Origin of the sequence: Natronomonas pharaonis DSM 2160 (assembly GCF_000026045.1) — an archaeon.
Taxonomy (GTDB): Archaea; Halobacteriota; Halobacteria; order Halobacteriales; family Haloarculaceae; genus Natronomonas; species Natronomonas pharaonis.
Genome location: NC_007426.1, coordinates 1531273 through 1551869 on the forward strand (window position 1 = coordinate 1531273; position 20597 = coordinate 1551869).

Sequence of the window (20597 nt, forward strand, 5' to 3'; positions counted from 1 at the left end):
GGTTGCGCATCGGAGCCGTACGCGATGCTGCTCGGTGAGAAAAAACGGAAAATGTGAGGAACCTCAGACGTCGGGGGCTTCGCCGCCGAACTCCTCGATGAGTTCGGGCACGACCTCGAAGAGGTCGTCGACGATGCCGTAGTCCGCAATGTCGTAAATCGGCGCGTTCGGGTCCGTGTTAATCGCCACGATGGTGTCCGAACCTTTCATGCCGGCGACGTGCTGGACCGCACCGGAGATACCGATGGCGATGTAGACATCCGGCGTGACGACCTTCCCGGACTGGCCGACCTGCCGGTTGGCGGGCAGCCATCCGTTGTCCACAATCGGTCGCGACGACGAAAGCGTCGCGTCCAGTGCATCCGCCAGCTCTTCGACCAGCGGGAGGTTCTCCTCTTCTTCGATGCCACGACCGACGGAGACGAGCACGTCAGCCTCGCTGATGTCGACGTCGCCGCCGCCGACCTCTTCGAAGCCGTTGACCGTCGTTCCGAGCGCGTCCTCGTCGATGTCCGCATCGAACGCCTCGATAGCCGCGTCACCGTCGGCCTCGGCGGTCGGCCATTCGGCCGGCCGTACCGTCAGCGCATACTGGTCGGCGTCGATGTCGTAGGTCGTCTCGACCTTTCCACCGTACTGCTCGCGGGTCACCTCGACCGTCTCGTCGCCTTCCAGCCCGATAACGTCGGTGACAAGCGGAATGTCGAGGCTCTGGGCCACGGCAGGCGCGTAGTCGAGGCCGTTGACCGAGTTCGGCATCAAAAGCGCCGTCGGGTCAAGCTCGTCGTGGAGCTGCTCGATGGCCTGCGTGTAGACGCCGTGGTTGAACTCCTCGCCCTCGTCGACAGTGTAGATGGTGTCGACGCCGTCTCGGTTCAGCTCGTCGGCGAAGGCATCGACATCGCCGCCGATGACCGCCAGCGCGAGGTCGCCGCCGAGCTCGTCGGCGAGTTCGCGGCCTGCTGACACGAGCTCAAGGGAGACATCGCGGAGCTCGCCGCGTCGGTGTTCGGTAATCGCGAGAACCGTCATCCTTCAACCACCCCTTTGTCGCGGAGGAAGGCGGCAAGTTCACCGGCGGTTTGGTCTGCGTCGCCCTCCCAGATGGTGGCGTCGCCTTCGGATTCGGGCTCGTACATTTCAGTGCGCTCAACGGGCGACTCGACGACATCGGCATCGAGGCCGAGTTCGGAGAGGTCCTGTACGTCGAGGGGTTTGCGCTGGGCCTGCCGGATGCCGCGGAGGCTAGCGTAGCGCGGCTCGTTGATACCGGTCTGGATGGTGAGGACGGCGGGCAGGTCGACATCGGTCAGCTCCTCGATACCGCCTTCGAGTTCGCGGTGGACGCTGGCGGTTTCGGCGGCGTCGTCGAGGTCGAGGTCGTTGACGACGGCTCCCCATTCGAAGTCGAGGAGCTCGGCGAGTGCGACGCCGGTAGCGCCGTTGGAGTCGTCGCCGGCCTGGACGCCGGAGAGGACGAAGTCGGGGTCTTCGGCTTCGGCGACGGCGGCGATGATTTCGGCCTTGGCGTCGACATCGAGGAACTGGGTGCCTTCGAGAGCGTCGTCCCATACGCGGATGGCGCGGTCGGCTCCCTTCGCGAGGGCCATCCGGATGGTCTCATCGGCGCGTTCGGGGCCGATGGTGACAGTGACGACTTCGACGTCGTCGCGCTCCTCGCTTATCTGTACGGCTTCCTCAACGGCGTAGTCGTCCCATTCGTTGAGGTCGTATTCGAGGGAGCCTTCGTCGATGTCGAGTCCGGAGATATCGAACTCGTCGTCGACTTCGGCCACCTCTTTGACGGTGACGAGTATTTTCATGCGGCTAGTCACCAGAAAGGTCGGACTATCCCGGGTTAAACGTTTCCGAATCGTACGCCGTTTGTCGCGGGTTTATACTCCGGTAAACACTGTTTGACGGCGATAGAAACCGAAAGAAACACAGACCCGGTTTTTATTGCTGCTATCGGGTCGTGAGGGACTGCAGCCGGGAGTGCTCACAGTTCAGAGCGGCATCGGTCCTCGGCCGCTCTCGCCGGCCGACTGTCGGGCCTGCGAGAGCATCTCCGAGACGGGCTGGCCGTACTCGTATCCGGGTACGATGCCTTCCATGTATGTTCCCTCGACGTATTCGGCTATCGCTTTCGTCATGTCGGGGACGTGGTCGGCGTTACCCCATTCAAACCCGAAGACGGCGACCGCATCGCCGGCCTCCTCGAACACTCGCTGTTCGTCGAGTTCGAGGTCCTGTCTAACCGCCATCGGCGCGTCTTCGAGCCGTCGGTCGTAGGTATCGAACCAGCCGTCCTCGACCGCCGGGCCGACGACTTCCTCAGTCGCCGACGACAGCATCGGTGCACGGACTTCGACAGTATATGAAAGCGCCCAATCGTCCGTTTCTTCGGCGGTGACACGGCCGTCGAACGTCGTCGTCGTCACGGTGAACCACTCGCCGTCGCGCTCGAAGGCATCGTGCCGCTCGAAGGCTCGAACCGCCTTCTCGGGGAGTTCGTCGCTCATCGGCATATGGTACGCGAGCAACCCTCAAAAGGGCGTCGCGAAGGGCAAGCGGTACCGCGGAGAACATATTCGCACGAGTCTTTATTGATTCTGACCACGGGCGTAGAACCGAATGATTGGCGCGAAGCGCTTCGGCAAGAAGCTCGCAGCAGGATACGGTACCGACATCGACCTCGGCCCGGAGCCGAGCAAAGCGGAGATACGGGACGCTGTCAAACAGCTCAAACGTGAAGAAGGGCTCTGTGGGCGGCGTATCGGCGAACAGCGACTCGGTCCGTACTTTATTTCGGGCGACGACTACGGGCAGCGAGAACTCGACTTACTGGATGAGGCAATCGAAACCGAGTATGCGGGTTCCGACCTCTGCATCCAAACCCGGCGGTCCGAATGTAGCCGCCTCCGCGGTGGTTGTAAGGGCAACCAGTAACGCCTGAGTGAAATCGGATGCCGCTTGCGCACACGCATGCGAGGGGAGGGATTCGAACCCACGGACCTCTACAGGAGCGGATCTTAAGTCCGCCGCCTTTGTCCAGACTCGGCCACCCTCGCGCGGTTGAAACTAACCGCGTGGGGGATTAAGAGTCCACGGTTCGGCGCGGAGCGGCCGAAGCTCACCAATCGACGCTCAGCGTGCCGTCGCCCTTCGGGTCGGGGGCGAGTTCCTCGTCGGTCCGTCGGTCGACGACGTGGATGACGCCACGGTCCTTTTTTGCCGGGCAGGCTTCGGCCGCTTCGATGTTGTGTTCCAGGTCGGACTCGTCGAAAAAGTACACGTCGGGCTTTGCGATGCCGGTGTCGATGTCCATCTCCCAGTTGGCCGACACCTCCGCGCACTTGCCGGCCGCGATGCATTTGTTGGCCTCGAAGATGATCTTGTATGGGGCCGCTTCGACTGGCGGCGCGTCCCCTTCGCCGATGTCGCTTGGGTCGACAGGTTCGTCGGGCATACCTACACTCGGTCGGCACCGGGTTTGGGTGTAACGGAAGTTCCCGCTGCTTGCCTTGGTGCGGCCGCTGCGTGCTCGGACCTATTGTCAGCTGAATCAGTCGGACGACCGAACGACGACGTTATATCGCAACGCCTGAAAGCGCAGGTAACGATGACCGACACAGGGGAGCGCGACGGCAGCCGGGCCGTCCGCAGCGTCCGCTGGCTTGGAAGCAGGCTCCCATTTCTGCTCACCGCTATCGTCGCCGTGCTCTCTGTCGTTACGGGCATCGTAAATATCGGTGCGACGGGTGTCTCGGGCCCCTTTGCGGCCTACATTCCGGAGGCGATGGCTCGAACGGCTGGCTTTACTGGTGCACTGACCGGGTTTTTGATGCTCCTCAGCGCGTACGGGCTCCGCCGGTGCTATCGCATCGCGTGGTACTCGACGCTGGTGTTGCTACCGATAACGGCCCTGCAGGGGCTGGCTCAGTCGAGCGTCGTCTCCTATCCCCTAGTGGGACTTTCGGCCATCTCGCTTCCGGTCGTTCTACTCAACTACAGCTACTTCGACCGCGCTGCGAACCTCACAACAACCCAGTTGGCATCGCTCGCGGCCGTAGTTTTTGTACAGGTCTACGGGACCATCGGAGCCTATGCGCTTCAAGACGAGTTCGAAGGCATCAATACGATACTTGATGCGTTCTACTTTACGCTTGTCACTGCTTCAACGGTCGGCTACGGCGACATCACTGCAACGACACAGTTCGGCCGGCTCTTTTCGATGTCAGTGCTCTTGACCGGCGTGTCAAGCTTCGGTGTCGCCGTCGGTACACTCCTTGGACCGCTCATCGAAGCCCGTCTTGCAACCGCACTCGGAAACATGAGCGACAAACAACTCGATTTGCTCGATGACCATTTCATCGTCATCGGCTACGGCGACCTGACAGAACCGATTCTCGAAAGCCTCGGTACCGCTTCGGCGGTCGTTGTCGTTCCCGACCCAGAGGATGCAAAGCGGCTTCGCGACCGCGACTACGAAGTCATCACGGCCGACCCGAGCGACGAGGACCCGTTACAGCGAGTCCACATCGAGCGTGCAAAGGGGCTCATCGCCGCCACAAACGACGATGCGCAGGACGCGATGACTGTCTTGACCGCACGGGAGTTGAACCCCGAGCTCCGAATCGTCGCGGCCGCGACCGATAGAGAAAACGTCCGTAAGCTCCGGCGGGCAGGAGCAGACACGGTGTTGAGCCCATCTGTCCTCGGCGGCCGGTTGCTCGTTGAGTCGGCGTTCGGCAACGACGACCCCGAACAGGTGCTCAACGAACTGCTCGGTGTCGGAAAAGACTGACAGCTAGAGCTTGGTCGTCGCCTCAAGCGCGATGCGGATGGCGCGGCCGACGTTGTCCTTGGCTTTCTCCGGGAGTTCCTCGTCGTCGGTTTCGCCTTTCTGGGTCCCTTCGATGAGGTTCCCGTCGACAGTACAGATAGCGCCGGCGCTGAGCCCGTTCCGGCGTGCGAGTGTAAACAGCGCGGCGGCCTCCATCTCGACACAGAGCAGTCCTGCCGCCTCCCACTCAGCGACGTAGGTCTCCGTCTCAGCGTAGAATGCGTCGTCGGTGGCGATAGGGCCGACGTGGACAGGTGCATCGCGCGCCTCGGCCGCGTCGACCAGCGAGTCGAGCACTTCGTAGTCAGGAACAGCCGGCACCGCCGTCGACTCGTATCGCTTCGTGGTTCCTTCGTCTTTGGCCGCCCCCGTCGCGACAACCATATCCCCGATTTCGATGTCCGACTGGAGCGCGCCCGTCGTTCCGACGCGGATGAACGTCTCGACGCCGACCGCGGCGAGTTCTTCGGCGGCGATTGCGGCTGACGGCGACCCGATGCCGGTCGAGCAAATAGTCAACTCACGACCCTCGTAGGTGGCGTTTACGACCTTGTACTCTCGGTTCTCCGCGACGACTTCGCTGTCGTCGCAGTGGTCGGCGATACGGTCGACCCGCCCGGGGTCGCCGGGAACGAGTGCGATGTCTGCGAGTTCGCCCGATTCGACGAGGAGATGCGGCTGCTTTGCCATACTGGTACCGACGACCAGCGCCGTCAAAAGTCGGTCGGCTCGACGGCATCGAGCCGCCGCGGTAGCGCCGGCAGGTGGGCGGGGCTCGAAAGGCAGATGTCAGCTTCAGCCGCGTCGCCGTCACCGACGTAGACTGTCCGGTAGCCGCGCTCGGCTGCGGGCCGGATGTCGTACTCAACGCTGTCGCCGACCATAACGTAGTCACCGGCCGGCAGCGCTGCAGTGATGGCGTCGAACGGGGCGTTGTCGGGCTTGAACGCCTCCACGTCGTCGGCGCAGACGACCGCGTCGACGTGCGGTTCCAGTCCGGTCTCGGCGAGTTTCCGGCGCTGTACGGGACCGTAGCCGTTCGTGACGATGCCAACCGACGACAACGAGGCCAGCAGGTCACCGACACCGTCGGGAACGGTCGTCGCAGCCAGTTCGGCCTCGATGTGTGCCTCGGCGAGCCGCTCCGGGTCGACATCGAGGCCAGCGTCCCGGGCCGCCCGTGCGGCGCCGAGGTAGGGGCTCTCATCGAAGGCACAGAACGTCTCAACGTACCCGGTTCTGATGATATCGGCGGCGTCGTCGGGCGGCTCGACACCCACCGCCTCGCAGGCATTCCGGAAGATGCCCGGGATGTCCGGCTCGTAGGTGACGAGCGTCCGGTCAAAGTCGAAGAGATAGCCGACGGTCACGCTTGCTGCTAGGAGAGCACGCAGATATACCGTTTATGCCGCGCTATCGGGGCTGGTCTTTCCGGAGGTCGTTGATGCGGTCCCACGAGAGGTCGATGTCGACACCGCGAGTGCCTGCCGCGAGCGCACCGGCGGCGTTGGCGACCGAAAGCGCCCGCTCTGGGTCAGTATCCTCGAACCACGCTGCGAGAAAGCCCGCGGCGAACGCATCGCCCGCACCGGTCGTATCCCGAACCGTTTCGATGTCGAATCCGGGGTGGGATATCTCCGCACCCTCTGGCCCGGCACAGACGGCTCCGTCGCCGCCGAGTTTGGTGATTCGCCACGGCACCGCGATATCGACGGCGGCGGCCTCCCGCCGGTTGACAAAGAGCAGGTCAGTCCGACGGAGTGTTGTGCTGTAGTCGCGGCTATCGACGCGGCGTCCGGGGTCGAAGCTCACCAGAACGTCGTGGTCGACGGCCCGCTCTGCCAGTTCGGCCGCAGTCTGTGGGTCCTGTCCGGTCAGATGCAGCATGTCGGCGTCGACAAGTGCTTTGGAGGGGAGGTCGTCGGCCTCGAACGCCTCGTTTGCCCCCCCGCTTTCGAGCATCGCAACCTCGCCGTCGTCGTCTGTGAACACATACTTCGCTGTCGTTTCGGCATCCTCGACAGTCCGGACGTACTGTCGAACGTCCGCCCGTTCGAGCCGCCCACGAGCGCTATTGCCCCGGTCGTCGTCGCCGACGCTGCCAAGCATCGCCGGCGCACAGCCGAGCGACGACAGCCCGACGGCGACGTTAGCGGCACTGCCACCGCCCGATTCGGTCCGGTCTTTGATTCGCCCCTCGCTGTCGGGGGCCGGCAGCCGGTCGACCCGAAGCCGGATGTCCCAGTTGAGATGGCCCGCACAGACGACGCGCATGCCGTCGGCTCCGTCGGCGATACATAAGAAACGCTCGTCGGGCAGACAGCAGTAGCTACGAGTCGGTGCTCGGTCGGCTGACCAAGAAAGACGCCAAAAAAACGGCGGTCGTCAGCGGACGGTGATGGACACGGTAGACGGCGGCAGCTTATTCGGCGTCGCCGGTCTCGATGGGGGCACGGATGGTGTTGCCCCACTCGGTCCACGAGCCGTCGTAGTTCTGGACGTCATCGAAGCCCAGCAGTTCGGCGAGAACGTACCACTCGATGGACGACCGCTCGCCGACACGGCAGTAGGTGATGACCGACTGGTCTTCGGTGATGCCGACATCCTCGTAGAGTTCACGGAGTTCGTCCGGGCCTTTGAACGTTCCATCATCGTCGAGCACTGACGTGGTGGGGACGCTCTTTGCGCCGGGGATATGGCCGCCACGCTGGGCAGTCTCCTGTAGTCCTTCGGGAGCGATGACTTCGCCGGTGAACTCCTCCGGCGAGCGGACATCAACGAGCGGAATGCCGGAGTCGATGGCCTGCTCAACGTCGCTCTTGTAGGCGCGAATGCTCTCGTAGGGGCCGGAGGCTTCGTATTCTTGGGCGGCGAACGCCTGCTCGTCGGCAGTTAGTGGATAGTCGTTTTCGACCCAGTAGGGCTTTCCACCGTCGATGATGCGGACGTCATCGTGACCGAAGTACCGGTACTGCCAGTAGGCAAACAGCGCAAACCAGTTGGGAACGCGGCCGCCACCGTAGAGAACGATAGTCGATTCCTCGGTGATACCAGCCTCGGCGTTTAGCTCCTCGAAGGCGTCCTTGTCGAGGATGTCGCGGGTCGTCTCGTCGCTGAGGTCGTCGTCCCAGTCGAAGAATATCGCACCCGGGATGTGGCCCTCCTCGTAGGGGGTGTACTCCGAGTCGGCGGTCACCGTCGGATTGTTCACTTCGAGAAGACGATACTCGGGGTCGTCAGATTGGAAGTCCTCAAGGTGCTCTTCTACCCAGTCGGCCGAAACGAGCGTCGGTGAATCGTGTTCCGTCATGCATCCCATCATATGGTCGGGGTATATAAACCGGTACTCGTAACGGGGAGTTTGGCAGTCGTCGATGACGGGGCAGAAGGGCCGGCTGCTATCCCGTAAGCGGCCGGCTACACGGCCTGTCCGAACGGAGCTGGGTCTCCTGTTCCGTCCCTGAAAGGAGCATACGTTTCTGGTATATCTGTCGAAAAAACAGGCGAGCGGCTACAGCAGCGCAAAGAGCACCAGATTGTGGAATCCGGGACCGAAGCCGACGGCCGCAACGAGACCCAAGACGAGATACCCCTCGGCAGGCGCCTCGCGGACGTAGCTTTCAAACAGCACGACGATGGCGCCCCCAAGCGCTATTTTCACGAGCGCGAACAGCCAGCCGCCGCCGATGTCGGGGGGGAGCGCCGCACCGGCTTCGAGGATTATCCTGGACAGCGGCGTCTGCTCGCCGAAGCCAAGCAGGTCGTAGCCGACGGCCGTTGAAATACCGTCGAGTGTGTGACCGAAGACCGCAAGGACGCCGACAGCGCCGGTTGCGGACACTTCGGCGGTCCGACTGAGGAGCACCCAGGCGACCGCGGTTGCGGCAATCGAGGCAGCAAGAATCACTGCTGACCCGGCGGCGCTCGTTCCCATCGTGTCCGGAGTCTCCGCCAGCGCGGCCGCGACGAGTGCGGCAGCAAGCAGCACACTGCCGGAAGCCGCGAGCGGCCCGGCAGCCCCAGTCAACGACCATGTCGACCCATCCCTATCGGCGACGCCAGCCCAGACACCCCCGGCGAGGACACCGACCGAGACGTAGACTGCGGGTGCGCTGAAGAGTGGCGCGAGCGGCTCCGGGGCCGCGCCGGCCTGATAGAGTGCATACAGCGTACCCCCGGCAGCCATCCACGGTGCCAACGCCGCCACCGTTCGCTCTGTGACCGGCGGCCGACGCCGATACAGTAGCACGACCGCCACCACCCCTCCGAGCGCCAATGCGGCGAGGTACGGCAGCGCCGGCAATGCGAAATCCGATGGGAGTACCACTACCCGTGTCCGGGTCGTCGTCGTTGGAAAACGTTGCGATTGCGGTTCCGCGGCCGCCTGTCCGGACGCGCCGAACACAACCCCTTTTGCCGCACCGGTCGAATCCGGACGTATGAGTGTCGACCTCAGCGACGAGAAGTTCGAGAAACACCGTGAGGCCGGCGAGATTCTCGCACAGGTCCGCGAGGAAGCCGCCGAGCGGGTCGAGGTCGGTGTGAGCCACCTCGACGTCGCCGAATACGCCGAAGAGCGCATTCGCGAACTCGGCGGCGAGCCGGCTTTTCCGGTCAACATCAGCATCGACGAGGAGGCCGCCCACGCAACGCCAGCCCCCGACGACGAAAGCGAGTTCGGCGAGGAGATGGTGAACCTCGACATCGGCGTCCACGTCGACGGCTGGCTTGCCGACACCGCCGTTACCGTCGACCTCTCCGGAAACGCCGAACTGGCGGAGGCTTCCGCCGAAGCGCTTGAGGCGGCCATCGACGTCGTCGAGCCGGGCGTCCACACGGGCGAAATCGGCGCCGAGATCGAGTCAGTCATCGATGGCTACGGCTACAACCCGGTTGTCAACCTCTCGGGACACGGCCTCGGCCACTGGGAGCAGCACACCGAACCCAATATTCCGAACCGCGGCGTCCAGCAGGGCGTCGAACTGGAGGTCGGCGACGTGGTTGCTATCGAGCCCTTCGCAACCGACGGCGGCGGCAAAGTGAGCGAGGGCGCCACGGAAGAAATCTACGCGCTCGAACGGGAGGCGAGCGTCCGCGACCGCGGGGCACGACAGGCGCTCGAACAGATTGTCGAGGAGTTCAAGACGCTTCCCTTCGCCCGCCGATGGCTGGAGACGAGCCGCGCCGAGATGGCGCTTCGGCGACTCAAGCAAAAGAACGTCGTCCACGGCTATCCCGTCCTCAAGGAAGAGGACGGCTGTCTTGTCAGCCAAAAGGAGCACACGGTGCTCGTGACCGAAGACGGCTGTGAAGTGACGACGCGGCCGCGCTAGCGACACGGATACGGCGCGTCTGTCGGCTGCCTTACTCGTTGTTCATTCGAATCGACCGCTCCCGGCCGCAGAGCCGACACGATGTAACGCGATACGGCTCCCGGGAGAACTGCGCGTTTTCCGCCCGGTCGCTCTCGGTACGGAGCTCAATGCTCACGTCGTGTGGCGTCTCCCGGCCGCAGTCCGCACACGGTTCTGTCATTCCAGCGTCATCGTCGTCGATTCGGGTTGCCATGCGTGGTCGACGCTATCGACGGGAGGGGGATAAAGCGGGAGTTCGGTTGCAGACCGTTCAACCGTTTACCGAAATCCGGGGGGATTCGCGGCGGCGAGCGAAGATTGTTCCAGATAGTTCTAGAGCGTTTAACAAGGCATCTAAGGCACTCTCATTCTAGCCAGCATCTGCTGAACAGCCAAAATATTTAAATACAACCTTCGGCATCTGGAGGCGCGAACATCCGTGCGCTTCATCCATCAGGGGGTTCATCATCCACCATGGACCAGGTGTTCGCGCCGTGGCGCATCAAGTGGGTCGAACGCGAGGACAAAAACGAGGCCATCGATGGGTGCCCGTTCTGTGTGCTTCCGGAGCGTGACGACGCCAGTGAGTCGCTGGTCGTTGCCGAGTCCGAACACGCCTTCGTGCTGCTGAACAACTATCCCTACAACCCCGGTCACGCGATGGTCATCCCACGACCGCACGTCGGGGAGTATCCCGAACTGGAGCCGGATGTCCTGTTCGACCACGCGCGGCTCAAGCAGCGCACCATCGAAGCGCTCAATGCGGCCTTCGAACCCGACGGCATCAACGCCGGACTCAACCTCGGCGAGGCGTCAGGGGGGTCCATCGACGACCACCTCCACACCCATCTCGTCCCGCGGTGGCACGGCGATACGAACTTCATGCCGGTCTGTTCGGACACGAAAGTCATCGTCCAGGCGGTCGAAGAAACCCACGAGCAACTCATGGAGGCGTTCGCCGCCCAGCCCGATACGGAACCGCTCGACAGCGGTGCCGTCTTTGTCGACATCTAATCGCGCGTTTTCGTCGCCGAAACCACCGGTTCGACCGCTCTAATCCTGTCACTTATCCGGACAGTCCTCCAACAGCAGCCAATGCGAACCACCGCGGCCGAGGAGGCGGGGTTGGAAACCGAGACCGCGCGTCGGCGGTTCAGCCGCGCCAGCCTCGTCAACGTCGCGGGGAACGCGGTGAAGATTCTTGTGGAGGGTGCTGTCGGCCTCGCGTTCGGGTCGGTGGCGCTGCTTGCCGACGCTGCTCACTCAGTGGCCGACCTCGTTGCTAGCGCTGTTGTGTTGGTGTGGGGCCGTAGCGTCTACACCGACCCGGACGAAAACCACCCACACGGCCACCAACGGGTTGAGCCGCTGGCGGCGCTCTTTGTCGGGAGTCTCATCGTGCTCCTTGGGCTCAACCTCTTTTATGAGTCGGCAACCGGGCTTGTCGCCGGCCCGGAGGTGCAGTTCCACCCGCTCCTCGTCGGGGCGTTGCTCTTTGCGATGGCGGATATGTATCTACTGTACTGGTATACGACGCACATCAACGAGTCGGTCGGCTCCTCGGCGCTTGAAGCGCTGGCCATCGACTGTCGAAACGATATCTACACCACTATCGCGGCTCTCTGTGGCGTCATCGGCGTTTTCTTCGGCTATCCGCTCTTCGACGCCGTCGCCGGCGGGTTGGTGAGCGTTCTGGTCGTCTACCAGGGGTTCGAAATCAGCCGCGAGAACGTCTCGTATCTCGTCGGTGCGTCACCGTCGGACCAGCAGCGTCAGCGCGTCGTCGAGACGCTTACCGACCATCCGGCCGTCCACGGTGCCCACGATGTGGCGGTCTTCTACGACGGGACCGACATCGAGGTCGAAGCCCATGTCGAAGTCGACGGCGAGCTAACACTCGTTGAGGCCCACGACATCGAGACGGAGCTGGTCTCGGCGCTGCGGTCGCTGGAGTCAGTCGGTGACGTGCATCTCCATCTTGACCCGGCCGGCATCGGAGAATGGAAAGACGCGGCGGTGAACGAACAGCGAGGGCCGGAGACTCAGACCGGCTCGCCGAAGCAGTAGACGGTCTCGCTGTCAGTAATTGTAACATCTAGCATGTCGCCCGGGTCGATGTCGTGCTCTGTGGCATCGGTAACGATAACCTGCCGGTAGGCTTCGTCGCGGCATTTCACCGAATCGCCGGTCCCCTGCTCGACAACCAGCACCTCGCGTGTCTCGCCGACCATCGAGCCGTAGACCTCTCGACAGATATCCATCTTCAGGTCGGTCATCGCCTTCGAGCGCTCCTTCTTTATCGTTCCACCGAGCCCCTTCATGTCGGCAGCGTCCGTACCTGGGCGCTTCGAAAAGCGAGTGACGTTGATTTTCTCGGGACGAACCTCTGCAAGCAGTTCCATCGACAGCTCGTGGTCGGCCTCGTCCTCTGTCGGGAAGCCGACGATGAAATCCGTCGACAGCGTCCAATGGTCGAGCCGCTCGTCGAAGGCGTCGACGATGTCTTTGAACTTCTCGACGCGGTGCTGCCGGCGCATGTCTTCGAGGACATCGTCGCTACCGGACTGCACCGGGGCGTGGATGAAGTTGTAGAGCTTCTCGTTTTCGGCGAAGACATCCGCCAGTTCCTCGTGTATCCCGTGGACGCCGCCGGGGTTTGCCATCCCGAGCCGGACGCGGAACTCGCCGTCGATGTCGCAGATGCGGTCCAACAGCTCGGGGAGTTTCCGCTCGCCCGTATCCCAGCCGTACACGCCGGTGTCTTGACCAGTGATGCGGAGCTCCTTTGCCCCCGCGTGAACCAGCGCTCGAGCCTTCTCGACGTTTTCCGCAACTGGCGGGGAGTCGACCCGGCCGGTCGCGAATTTCGTGATGCAGTACGAGCAGTTGCTCATACAGCCGCGAGCGATGGGGAGGATGCCGACAACACCGTCGAGCACCGGCTCGGCGTCGGGCGTCGTCGTCGGACATTCGCCGTTTGTGACCGCCGTCGGAACGTCTTCCCAGTGGAGCACCTGTGCGTCGATGTCGCCGAACTCGTCGCCTTGGGCGAGTGCCATACAGCCGGTGACGATGAGGTCAGCCGTCTCGGCTTCGAGTTCCTCGGCCCGCCGGAGCATGTTTCGCTCGGTCTTCTCGACGACCGTGCAGGTGTTGAGAATGGCCACATCGGCTTTCTCGGGGGTGTCGACGCGGTAGTGGCCCGCGTCGCGGAGCTTCCGCTCTATCTGGCGGCTCTCACCCCGGTTCGACGTACAGCCGTACGTCTCGATGTGATAGGTGGCCATCGGTTATCCGCGGTAATGGGTCGGCACGCAAAAGGGCGACGTTTCGGACGGCTCGCCGCTACGTCTCGAAGGCCGCCGGGTCGAAGCCGTCGACGATGGCAGCGCCCGCAGAGGCGCCGATGCGGTCGGCGCCGGCATCGAACATCTCGACAGCCGCCTCAAAGCTGCCGATGCCACCGCTGGCTTTGACGGGGAGGTACTCGGCCATCGTCTCGACGGCCGCGACAGTCGCATCCCCATTGAACCCCGTCGCTGTCTTGAGGTACGCCGCATCGGCGTCTGCGGCGAGTTCGCAGGCGGTCCGAAGCTCGGACGCCGACAGCAGTGGCGCCTCAACGATGACCTTTACCGGCACGGGGACGGCGGCGACGACCTGTTCTATCTCCGCACGGACGGCATCGGTGTCGCCGCCCCGCAGTCGGCCGACGTTGATGACGACATCAATTTCGTCAGCCCCGGCCTGCCAGACCGTTTCGGCTTCCGTGGCTTTCGTCTCCGTGGCGTGCTGGCCGTGCGGGAAGCCACAGACGGAGACGAGTGTCACGTCCGGGGCGTAGTCGGAAGCGGCCTCAACGTAGCAGGGCGGCACGCAAGCGTTCATCCCGTACTCCGCGGCGGCATCAAGCACCGCCTCGACATCCCCGGGCGCTGTCTCCGGGCCGAGGACGGTGTGGTCGATGCGGGCGGCAAACGTATCGCGGTCCATACCGTGTTATCGCAACGCCCTCAATTAAATAATACGCAGCCGGCACCGGAGACAGGACGCCCGCCCGGTCACGGAACGACCGCCGCGGGTCTTTTTGTCCCCCCGAGCGAACGGCACCCATGGACGAGACGCCGGAGCTCCATTCCGATGTCGAGGAGACTGCCCGCCGTATCGCGGAGATGGAGGTCCGTGGAGCGGCTTCGATAGCCGATGCCGCTGCCGCTGCACTAGGAACGCAGGCTGCGACAGCCGAAAGCGAGACACCGGAAGCGTTCCGGCGGACAATGCGCGCGGCTGCTCGACGGCTCTACGAGACGCGGCCGACGGCGGTCAGTCTGCCGAACGCGTTGCGGTATGTCCTGTCCGGAATGGACGGCGACGATGTCGAGACGCTTCAGACCACCGTCCAACAGCGCGTGTCAGCATTCCGGGACGACCTCGATGACGCACAGGACCGGCTCGGGCAGATAGGGGCTGGGCGGTTTAGCGACGGCGATGTCGTGATGACCCACTGCCACTCGTCGGACGCCCTATCGTGTATCGAGGCGGCCGTCGAGTCGGGGGCCGACATCGAGGCTGTCGTCAAGGAGACCCGTCCGCGGAAACAGGGGCACATCACCGCCAGCGAACTCCGCGAACTCGGCGTGCCGGTGACGCTCATCGTCGACAGCGCCGCCCACAGTTTCCTCGACGACGTTGACCACGTCCTCGTCGGGGCCGACAGCATCGCCGCCGACGGCAGTGTCATCAACAAAATCGGGACCGCCGGCCTCGCCGTGTCGGCCCGTGACCGCGGGGTTCCGGTCGTCGTCGCCGCCCAATCCATCAAGCTCCACCCGAAGACGTTGACGGGGACGGCCGTGGCAATCGAGCGCCGGGATATCAGGGAGGTCCTCGACGAGGAGACACATGAGGACATTGGCGCTGCTGAGGTCGCCAACCCGGCCTTCGACGTAACACCGCCGCGGCACGTTGACGCCATCGTCACCGAACACGGCCAGTTCCCGCCGGAGAGCATCGTCACACTGATGCGAGAGCTGTTCGGCGACAGCGTCTCCGAACCGTGGACGGACCCAGACGGAACCGGGGCGACCGGGGCCAGCGCCGCTTCAGGTGGCGAGTAGAAACGGTTTTGTGTCCGACCGCTTGAGGTACACCCGGGAACCGCACGACCGCAAATCCGACTCGCCGGCCGCTTGGCCGGCTTGGGATTGCGGTAGTGCTGGCGGCGAGGCCCGTGTGGCCGTGCCGCCGTCTACGCAACCAGCGGTCCGTGCAGTTCCAATCAGCACAGCAAACTATGGCACGAATGCATTCCCGCCGTCGCGGGTCGTCCGGTTCGGACCGCCCGACGGCAGACGAACCGCCGGAGTGGAGCGAAGTAGACGAAGACGCAATCGAAGACCGCGTCGTCGAGCTTGCCGAGGAAGGCTACGACCCGAGCCAGATCGGCCTCAAGCTCCGCGACGAAGGTGTACAGGGTGTTCCGGTCCCTGACGTGAAGCTGGCGACCGGCAAGAAGGTCACCGAGATTCTCGAGGAAAACGACGCCGAAAACGAGCTGCCGGAAGACCTCCGCAACCTGATGGAGCGGGCCATCCGGCTCCGCGAGCACATGGACCGGAACCCCGGCGACGCCCAGAACAAGCGGGCGCTCCAAAACACCGAATCGAAGATTCGACGCCTCGTCGACTACTACCGCGGCGACAAGCTCGACGAGGAGTTCACGTACAGCTACGAAGACGCCAAGGACCGACTGGAGTAACACACGCCGATGTCAGCCGCCGGCCACCCGGAACCAGCCCGCGACCGCGTCGCCGCGACGCTCCGTGACGCCGAGTTCGTTCGGCTCGTCGCGACCGCCGACGGCGACGCCCTCGCAGCCGCAGGGCTGCTCGCCAGCGGACTGGACGCCGCCGAGGTACCCTATCAGGTGAGCCTCGCGGCCGTTCCGGACCCACCGGCGACAGACGCGGACTGTACGGTCGCCGTCGGCACCGACGGCGGCGACGTAACCGTCAGCGAGTCGCCGCTTGCGGTCGCCGCCGCCGAAATCGTCCGCAGTCTCGCCGCGGAAGCCGTCGACGCTACGCTCGCACTCGCCGGCGCGTACTGTGCCGGCTACGAACCCGAAGGGTGGCTGCTCGAACAGGCCGGCCTCGAACGAGCACCCGGAATCGCTATCCCGACCGACGACAGCATCGAGGGGCTTGCAGGCTCGACACTCCTGCATGCCGGGTTCTCTGGCGACGGCGAGGCCGCAGCGGCCGCGGTCGCTGACCTCGAAACCGCCGACGGTCGGTCGCTGGCTTCGCTGGCCGCGCTTTCGGCCGTGGAGGATGCGCCGCCACGAGCCGCCAACGCGGTGCAGCGATTCCTGCATCCTCACTCCGTCGACCGCTTCGAGACACTCGGCGGCTTCGCCGACGTGCTGGATGCGGTCGCCAGAGAGCACCCCGGAAGTGGCATCGCGCTGGCGCTGGGCCACGACATCGAGGAGACGGCGCTGGAAGCGTGGCGTAGCCACGGCCAGCGCGCCCACGAGGCCGTTCGCTCGGCCTCGTCGAGCCGCTATGACGGCGTCTCCGTGGTCCGCGTCGACGGCGCAGCCCCGGACACGCTCGGGACTGTCGCCCGGCTCTGGTTCCACTATCGGAGCCCGGAGCCGACCGTCGTCGCCGTCACCGACGGCGCTGCAGCGGTCACAGCCGAGGGCGCAGTCGAGTCGCCGCTCCGGGAGGCCACGACGGCTCTCGGCGGCCGGTCGACCGCACGAAACGGCCACGGAACGGCCACCTTCGACGCGTCGGCAACCGATTTCACCGCCGCGATACGGGAGGCACTATGACCCAGCGTCGCCTGACGATACGGACCGACCACGACCGACCCGAAGTCGTCGCGGCCGCAGTCGCCGCTGACAACACAGCCGAGCTATCGACGCATGCCGAGGACGGAACGGTCGAGACCACAATCGAGCGCGAGACGACCGGCGGCCTCCGAACGACGGCTGACGACTACGTGTGTAACCTCATCGTCGCACAGCAGACAACCGACACGACAACCCAATCATGAGCGAACGTTCAGTATCCAAGCAGAAACAGGAGAAGCGATGGTACACCGTGATGGCCCCCGAGATATTCGACCGGGCCGAACTCGGTGAAACACCCGCAGACGAACCCGAGCAGGTCTACGACCGCACGGTTCAGACCACACTCGGCGAACTACAGAACGACCCGAGCGAGAACAACACGAAGCTGACCTTCCAGATTTCGGACGTCGGCAGCGACACGGCCTACACCGACTTCGTCCAGCACGAGCTCACCCGCGACTACCTGCGGAGCCTCACGCGCCGCGGAACGTCCAAGGTCGACGCCTTCGTCACCGTGCTGACGACCGACGACTACCGCGTACAGGTCCAGCCGGTCGCCTACACGACGAAGTCCGCCGACCGCAGCCAAGAGCAGGCCATCCGCAGTACAATGGTCGACCTTGTCGAGGAAAGCGCCGCCGACAACACCTTCGCCGACCTCATCGACAGCATCGTCGAGGGCCGGCTCTCGTCGGCCATCTACAACGAGGCAAAGACCATCTACCCGCTGCGCCGCGTCGAGATTCAGAAGACTCGACTGCAGGCCAGCCCCGAAGAGGTCGCGGCCGAAGAGGAAGCCAGCGTCGACGTCGACGACTGATACAGGCCGCCGCAACGAACGACCGGCAAGCGCCGGACCGTCCGGCCCTCGTCGGCACCACGTTTCGGTGCGCTGTCCGAAGGCAACTCCTTAATTTTGCGTCTGCGCTCGGCAACCGTCACGAACTTTCCTTTTATATTAATCTTTTGGCGCCTATAACCGGCAATATTGCCGAAGGGATTATATCGGTAACGAAGAATCGACCTTACAACAGCCATGGTATCCGGTATCTTCGCACAGCTTGCGGGTGTCGTTGATGGCAGCGACACTGGGGGAGACAGAGCGGAAAACGCCGGCGGAAACAGCGAGTCGCCGGGCGAGCGACTGGAACGAGTGCGGACAGCGGTCGGCTACGACGACGCCGACGCTGCCAGGTTGGCCGACGAAACAGGGGCTATCGACGGTGGGGAACGAGCGCTATCGGGAGACGATATCCGTTCGGCCTACGGCACCGATGTGGGTGATAAGCTGCTTGCACAGCAGGCTCGGGACCTCAACGCTGTCGTCGGCGAGGCTGACGACACTGAGCGAATGCGCCGCATCGCTTCTTCGGCCAGACAGCAGGCCGCCGAGGGTATCGCCCCGTCGTCGTATGTCGCCTCGCATGCGCCGCTTTTCGAGGACCTGATAGACGACGCCTTTGCGGCGGTCCAAGACGGTGGCGACCCTGAAGAAGCAAAGCAGGACCTAAAAGCGGCGATGCGGGCGTCGTTGACCGGCATGGCTGCCGGGGCTGACGAGTTCGACGGCAGCGATACCGTCGAGCCGCTCGACGAAAGCGACTACATCGAGGAGTTGACCGCGGACGACCTCTTCGAGTCGATTCCATACGGGGTCTTTCTCATCGACGACGAGAACACGATGCTGGGGTACAACACCGCAATCAACCGGCTTCTGGGGCTTGATGCGGACCACCGGGAGTTCCTCGGACGGGACTGCCGGGAAACGCTTGCGGCGGCGACCTACACCGACAACTCCCGTCACCACGCCCTTGCTGACAAGGTCGTCGACGCGCCGCGCAATGCCGACGAGGAATGGGATGTCGAGCGCCGCGAAGACACCTTCAGCTTCATCGGCAACGATGACATCGTCTACGGCGATACGAGCGTCTCGGTAAACACAGAAGGCGAGGAGACGCACATCGACTTCCTCGCAGCACCCATCTTCGACGACGACGGGGAGCTACGGGCGGTTATCGAACTGGTCGAGGACCGCTCCGAGGCGGTCCGTGAACAAAAGGAGCTCAACGGACTTGTCACCGAGGTAACCGATACCCTCGACAGCATCGGCACCGGGGAACTCTCTTCGCGGGCCGACTTCGACGGTGACGACGAACTCGTCGAAGACGAGTTGCTGGATGTCGTCGAAGCGGTAAACGGGATGGCAGAGAACTTCGAACAGCTTGTTATCAGAGTCGAAGACCAGACGGAGGCGCTGGCCGAATCGATAGCACGGGCGACAGACAGCGCACACAGCATCGATAGGCAGGTCGAAGACCAGACTGAATCGCTCGAGGAGGTGAGCAACGAACTCGAATCGTTCTCGGCGACGATGGAGGAAGTCGCCGCAAGCTCCAACGAGGTCGCGACGGCCGCCGAAAGCGCCCTCGACAACGCCGAACGCGGCGTCGATTCCGGGCAGGATGCCAAGGCAGTCACCGACGAGGTCAACGAGCTGAGCGAACAGCTCGTCGACTCGGTTGCGGAACTGGACGAGTATATGGCCGAAATCGGGGAGGTCGTCGACATTATTGCCGACGTAGCCGACCAGACGAACATCCTCGCGCTGAACGCCAACATCGAGGCCGCTCGCGTCGACGCCGACGGCGACGGGTTCGGCGTCGTCGCCGACGAGGTGAAGTCGCTGGCCAACGAGACCCAACAGTACACCGACGAAATCCGCGACCGCATCGAGACGGTGCAAGGACAGACCGACACGACCGTCGAGGAAGTCGAACGGACCAACGACCACATCCGCGAGGTTCGCGAGGAGATCGACGAGTCGCTGTCGGCGCTCGATGAACTCTCAGAGAGCATCGAAGACGCGGCCGAAGGCATCCAGGAAGTCGCGGAGGCCAACGACGAGCAGGCCGCAACTGTCGAGGAGGTGACCGCCACCGTCGATGAGGTCCGCGAGCAAGCCCACGAGGTCAAACAGGAGACAAACGACATCGTCGAGGAAGCAGAAACACAGGAGGCGGCCGTCGGAACGCTCTCCGAGCGGGTCGAACGGCTCTCGACGGACGCCACAGAAAACGACGGCGACGGCTTCGACGAAACCACCGCCGAGGACAGCGACGACTGACTGCGCGGACGGCTTTTATTCGTTGGGCTCGTAGTTCGCGTATGCTTCAGGTTCGCGGCTCGGCCCACGGGACTGCGCTGACCGGAACACTCTACGAGCCGGACGACGAGCCGCCGACGTTCAGCGGCGCGCCCGACGACAACGCACCCTACGTGTGGGTCTGTGACGCCTTCTATGAGGTCGAAAGCGGCGGCCGAACCCAGACGCTCGGCGACCGAACGCTGCAGGTAGCCTTTGAGTCGCCGATGCCACGGGGTTTCGACGACCGCGAGGCAGCGTTGGATGCCGCTGCCGACCATGTTCGGACACAGTTTGCCCGTCTCGGCGTCGACCGGTCGACGGTCGATATCGAAGTCATCGAAGCGGAGCCGCAACCGGAGTGATTTAGCAGCCGGCAGCCGAAGCGGCTCG

At 63.8% G+C, this 20597-nt stretch carries 24 protein-coding genes and 1 tRNA gene; 12 read left to right on the forward strand and 13 right to left on the reverse strand.

The genetic code is table 11. The annotated features are described in order from the left end of the window. Positions 1–63: 63 nt before the first annotated feature. The 3 genes from NP_RS07845 to NP_RS07855 all read right to left on the reverse strand — a co-directional run bounded on the left by NP_RS07845 (position 64) and on the right by NP_RS07855 (position 2522). Positions 64–1032: an electron transfer flavoprotein subunit alpha/FixB family protein gene (locus tag NP_RS07845; protein ID WP_011323297.1), complete on the reverse strand. Its 969-nt coding sequence runs from the start codon at positions 1030–1032 to the stop codon at positions 64–66. After that, complete coding sequence (locus NP_RS07850; protein WP_011323298.1) at positions 1029–1823, reverse strand: electron transfer flavoprotein subunit beta/FixA family protein; 795 nt, start codon at positions 1821–1823, stop codon at positions 1029–1031. The genes NP_RS07845 and NP_RS07850 overlap by 4 nt, the downstream gene beginning before the upstream one ends. A 183-nt stretch (positions 1824–2006) precedes the next feature. After that, a complete protein-coding gene (locus NP_RS07855) occupies positions 2007–2522 on the reverse strand; it encodes a DUF5813 family protein (RefSeq protein ID WP_049939576.1) in 516 nt (171 codons plus the stop codon). 112 nt (positions 2523–2634) lie between these two features. Here NP_RS07855 and NP_RS07860 point away from each other — a divergent pair, with 112 nt between their 5' ends. After that, the gene (locus NP_RS07860; protein WP_011323300.1) at positions 2635–2949 is read left to right on the forward strand and encodes a hypothetical protein; all 315 of its coding nucleotides are present in this window, start codon (positions 2635–2637) and stop codon (positions 2947–2949) included. Positions 2950–2986: 37 nt separating this feature from the next. Here the strand turns inward: NP_RS07860 and NP_RS07865 are convergent. Both NP_RS07865 and NP_RS07870 read right to left on the reverse strand, forming a co-directional pair. Beyond that, positions 2987–3071, reverse strand: a tRNA-Leu gene (locus NP_RS07865). Between the two features lie 62 nt (positions 3072–3133). Continuing rightward, the gene (locus NP_RS07870; protein WP_011323301.1) at positions 3134–3469 is read right to left on the reverse strand and encodes a ferredoxin; all 336 of its coding nucleotides are present in this window, start codon (positions 3467–3469) and stop codon (positions 3134–3136) included. Positions 3470–3622: 153 nt separating this feature from the next. Here NP_RS07870 and NP_RS07875 point away from each other — a divergent pair, with 153 nt between their 5' ends. Then, entirely contained in the window at positions 3623–4807 is a 1185-nt protein-coding gene (locus NP_RS07875) for an NAD-binding protein (protein WP_011323302.1), read from the forward strand. A 3-nt stretch (positions 4808–4810) separates the two neighbouring features. Here NP_RS07875 and NP_RS07880 read toward each other — a convergent pair whose 3' ends face one another. From NP_RS07880 to NP_RS07900, 5 genes are all read right to left on the reverse strand, one after another. Further along, positions 4811–5536 (reverse strand): nucleoside phosphorylase, encoded by a 726-nt coding sequence (locus tag NP_RS07880; RefSeq protein ID WP_011323303.1) that lies wholly within the window; start codon positions 5534–5536, stop codon positions 4811–4813. Between the two features lie 23 nt (positions 5537–5559). Then, entirely contained in the window at positions 5560–6216 is a 657-nt protein-coding gene (locus NP_RS07885; RefSeq protein WP_011323304.1) for an HAD family hydrolase, read from the reverse strand. Positions 6217–6259: 43 nt separating this feature from the next. Next, the gene (locus tag NP_RS07890) at positions 6260–7120 is read right to left on the reverse strand and encodes a carbohydrate kinase family protein (protein ID WP_011323305.1); all 861 of its coding nucleotides are present in this window, start codon (positions 7118–7120) and stop codon (positions 6260–6262) included. 148 nt (positions 7121–7268) lie between these two features. Next, positions 7269–8156 carry a sulfurtransferase gene (locus NP_RS07895; RefSeq protein WP_011323306.1) on the reverse strand — a complete coding sequence of 296 codons (888 nt, stop codon included), beginning with the start codon at positions 8154–8156 and terminating at the stop codon, positions 7269–7271. 201 nt (positions 8157–8357) lie between these two features. Continuing rightward, positions 8358–9173 (reverse strand): DUF63 family protein, encoded by an 816-nt coding sequence (locus tag NP_RS07900; protein ID WP_011323307.1) that lies wholly within the window; start codon positions 9171–9173, stop codon positions 8358–8360. 112 nt (positions 9174–9285) lie between these two features. Here NP_RS07900 and map point away from each other — a divergent pair, with 112 nt between their 5' ends. Continuing rightward, positions 9286–10179 carry a type II methionyl aminopeptidase gene (map, locus tag NP_RS07905; protein ID WP_011323308.1) on the forward strand — a complete coding sequence of 298 codons (894 nt, stop codon included), beginning with the start codon at positions 9286–9288 and terminating at the stop codon, positions 10177–10179. Between the two features lie 31 nt (positions 10180–10210). Here the strand turns inward: map and NP_RS07910 are convergent, their stop codons facing one another. Next, positions 10211–10414, reverse strand: coding sequence for a DUF7835 family putative zinc beta-ribbon protein (locus NP_RS07910; protein ID WP_049939577.1), 204 nt, complete (start codon positions 10412–10414; stop codon positions 10211–10213). Between the two features lie 260 nt (positions 10415–10674). Between NP_RS07910 and NP_RS07915 the strand changes: the two genes are divergently transcribed. Together NP_RS07915 and NP_RS07920 are read left to right on the forward strand one after the other, a co-directional pair. Continuing rightward, entirely contained in the window at positions 10675–11214 is a 540-nt protein-coding gene (locus tag NP_RS07915) for an HIT family protein (protein WP_011323310.1), read from the forward strand. Positions 11215–11295: 81 nt separating this feature from the next. Then, complete coding sequence (locus NP_RS07920) at positions 11296–12267, forward strand: cation diffusion facilitator family transporter (RefSeq protein WP_011323311.1); 972 nt, start codon at positions 11296–11298, stop codon at positions 12265–12267. Here NP_RS07920 and NP_RS07925 read toward each other — a convergent pair. Further along, positions 12243–13487 carry a tRNA (N(6)-L-threonylcarbamoyladenosine(37)-C(2))-methylthiotransferase gene (locus NP_RS07925; RefSeq protein ID WP_011323312.1) on the reverse strand — a complete coding sequence of 415 codons (1245 nt, stop codon included), beginning with the start codon at positions 13485–13487 and terminating at the stop codon, positions 12243–12245. The two genes, NP_RS07920 and NP_RS07925, sit on opposite strands and share 25 nt — an antisense overlap. Positions 13488–13545: 58 nt before the next feature. Then, positions 13546–14193 (reverse strand): deoxyribose-phosphate aldolase, encoded by a 648-nt coding sequence (gene deoC / locus NP_RS07930; RefSeq protein ID WP_011323313.1) that lies wholly within the window; start codon positions 14191–14193, stop codon positions 13546–13548. A 119-nt stretch (positions 14194–14312) separates the two neighbouring features. Between deoC and NP_RS07935 the strand changes: the two genes are divergently transcribed. The 7 genes from NP_RS07935 (at position 14313) to NP_RS07965 (ending at position 20569) form a co-directional block, all read left to right on the forward strand. Then, positions 14313–15317, forward strand: a complete 1005-nt coding sequence (locus NP_RS07935; RefSeq protein ID WP_011323314.1) for a ribose 1,5-bisphosphate isomerase — start codon at positions 14313–14315, stop codon at positions 15315–15317. Between the two features lie 176 nt (positions 15318–15493). Further along, entirely contained in the window at positions 15494–15958 is a 465-nt protein-coding gene (locus NP_RS07940) for a 30S ribosomal protein S15 (protein ID WP_011323315.1), read from the forward strand. 9 nt (positions 15959–15967) lie between these two features. Beyond that, positions 15968–17041 carry a hypothetical protein gene (locus NP_RS07945; RefSeq protein WP_011323316.1) on the forward strand — a complete coding sequence of 358 codons (1074 nt, stop codon included), beginning with the start codon at positions 15968–15970 and terminating at the stop codon, positions 17039–17041. Beyond that, positions 17038–17265: a KEOPS complex subunit Pcc1 gene (locus tag NP_RS07950; protein WP_011323317.1), complete on the forward strand. Its 228-nt coding sequence runs from the start codon at positions 17038–17040 to the stop codon at positions 17263–17265. Before NP_RS07945 ends, NP_RS07950 begins: the two co-directional genes overlap by 4 nt. Then, positions 17262–17882, forward strand: coding sequence for a 30S ribosomal protein S3ae (locus NP_RS07955; RefSeq protein ID WP_011323318.1), 621 nt, complete (start codon positions 17262–17264; stop codon positions 17880–17882). Before NP_RS07950 ends, NP_RS07955 begins: the two co-directional genes overlap by 4 nt. Positions 17883–18098: 216 nt before the next feature. Next, the gene (locus NP_RS07960; protein WP_011323319.1) at positions 18099–20186 is read left to right on the forward strand and encodes a methyl-accepting chemotaxis protein; all 2088 of its coding nucleotides are present in this window, start codon (positions 18099–18101) and stop codon (positions 20184–20186) included. A gap of 41 nt (positions 20187–20227) precedes the next feature. Then, positions 20228–20569 (forward strand): DUF7113 family protein, encoded by a 342-nt coding sequence (locus tag NP_RS07965; RefSeq protein ID WP_011323320.1) that lies wholly within the window; start codon positions 20228–20230, stop codon positions 20567–20569. Positions 20570–20597: the final 28 nt, after the last annotated feature.

Bases quoted from the DNA above. Each gene is read 5' to 3' on its own strand.
- NP_RS07845 (WP_011323297.1), bottom strand. From the start codon at position 1,032: ATGACGGTTCTCGCGATTACCGAACACCGACGCGGCGAGCTCCGCGAT.
- NP_RS07850 (WP_011323298.1), bottom strand. From the start codon at position 1,823: ATGAAAATACTCGTCACCGTCAAAGAGGTGGCCGAAGTCGACGACGAG.
- NP_RS07855 (WP_049939576.1), bottom strand. From the start codon at position 2,522: ATGAGCGACGAACTCCCCGAGAAGGCGGTTCGAGCCTTCGAGCGGCAC.
- NP_RS07860 (WP_011323300.1), top strand. From the start codon at position 2,635: ATGATTGGCGCGAAGCGCTTCGGCAAGAAGCTCGCAGCAGGATACGGT.
- NP_RS07870 (WP_011323301.1), bottom strand. From the start codon at position 3,469: ATGCCCGACGAACCTGTCGACCCAAGCGACATCGGCGAAGGGGACGCG.
- NP_RS07875 (WP_011323302.1), top strand. From the start codon at position 3,623: ATGACCGACACAGGGGAGCGCGACGGCAGCCGGGCCGTCCGCAGCGTC.
- NP_RS07880 (WP_011323303.1), bottom strand. From the start codon at position 5,536: ATGGCAAAGCAGCCGCATCTCCTCGTCGAATCGGGCGAACTCGCAGAC.
- NP_RS07890 (WP_011323305.1), bottom strand. From the start codon at position 7,120: ATGCGCGTCGTCTGTGCGGGCCATCTCAACTGGGACATCCGGCTTCGG.
- NP_RS07895 (WP_011323306.1), bottom strand. From the start codon at position 8,156: ATGACGGAACACGATTCACCGACGCTCGTTTCGGCCGACTGGGTAGAA.
- map (WP_011323308.1), top strand. From the start codon at position 9,286: ATGAGTGTCGACCTCAGCGACGAGAAGTTCGAGAAACACCGTGAGGCC.
- NP_RS07910 (WP_049939577.1), bottom strand. From the start codon at position 10,414: ATGGCAACCCGAATCGACGACGATGACGCTGGAATGACAGAACCGTGT.
- NP_RS07915 (WP_011323310.1), top strand. From the start codon at position 10,675: ATGGACCAGGTGTTCGCGCCGTGGCGCATCAAGTGGGTCGAACGCGAG.
- NP_RS07920 (WP_011323311.1), top strand. From the start codon at position 11,296: ATGCGAACCACCGCGGCCGAGGAGGCGGGGTTGGAAACCGAGACCGCG.
- NP_RS07925 (WP_011323312.1), bottom strand. From the start codon at position 13,487: ATGGCCACCTATCACATCGAGACGTACGGCTGTACGTCGAACCGGGGT.
- deoC (WP_011323313.1), bottom strand. From the start codon at position 14,193: ATGGACCGCGATACGTTTGCCGCCCGCATCGACCACACCGTCCTCGGC.
- NP_RS07935 (WP_011323314.1), top strand. From the start codon at position 14,313: ATGGACGAGACGCCGGAGCTCCATTCCGATGTCGAGGAGACTGCCCGC.
- NP_RS07940 (WP_011323315.1), top strand. From the start codon at position 15,494: ATGGCACGAATGCATTCCCGCCGTCGCGGGTCGTCCGGTTCGGACCGC.
- NP_RS07945 (WP_011323316.1), top strand. From the start codon at position 15,968: ATGTCAGCCGCCGGCCACCCGGAACCAGCCCGCGACCGCGTCGCCGCG.
- NP_RS07950 (WP_011323317.1), top strand. From the start codon at position 17,038: ATGACCCAGCGTCGCCTGACGATACGGACCGACCACGACCGACCCGAA.
- NP_RS07955 (WP_011323318.1), top strand. From the start codon at position 17,262: ATGAGCGAACGTTCAGTATCCAAGCAGAAACAGGAGAAGCGATGGTAC.
- NP_RS07960 (WP_011323319.1), top strand. From the start codon at position 18,099: ATGGTATCCGGTATCTTCGCACAGCTTGCGGGTGTCGTTGATGGCAGC.
- NP_RS07965 (WP_011323320.1), top strand. From the start codon at position 20,228: ATGCTTCAGGTTCGCGGCTCGGCCCACGGGACTGCGCTGACCGGAACA.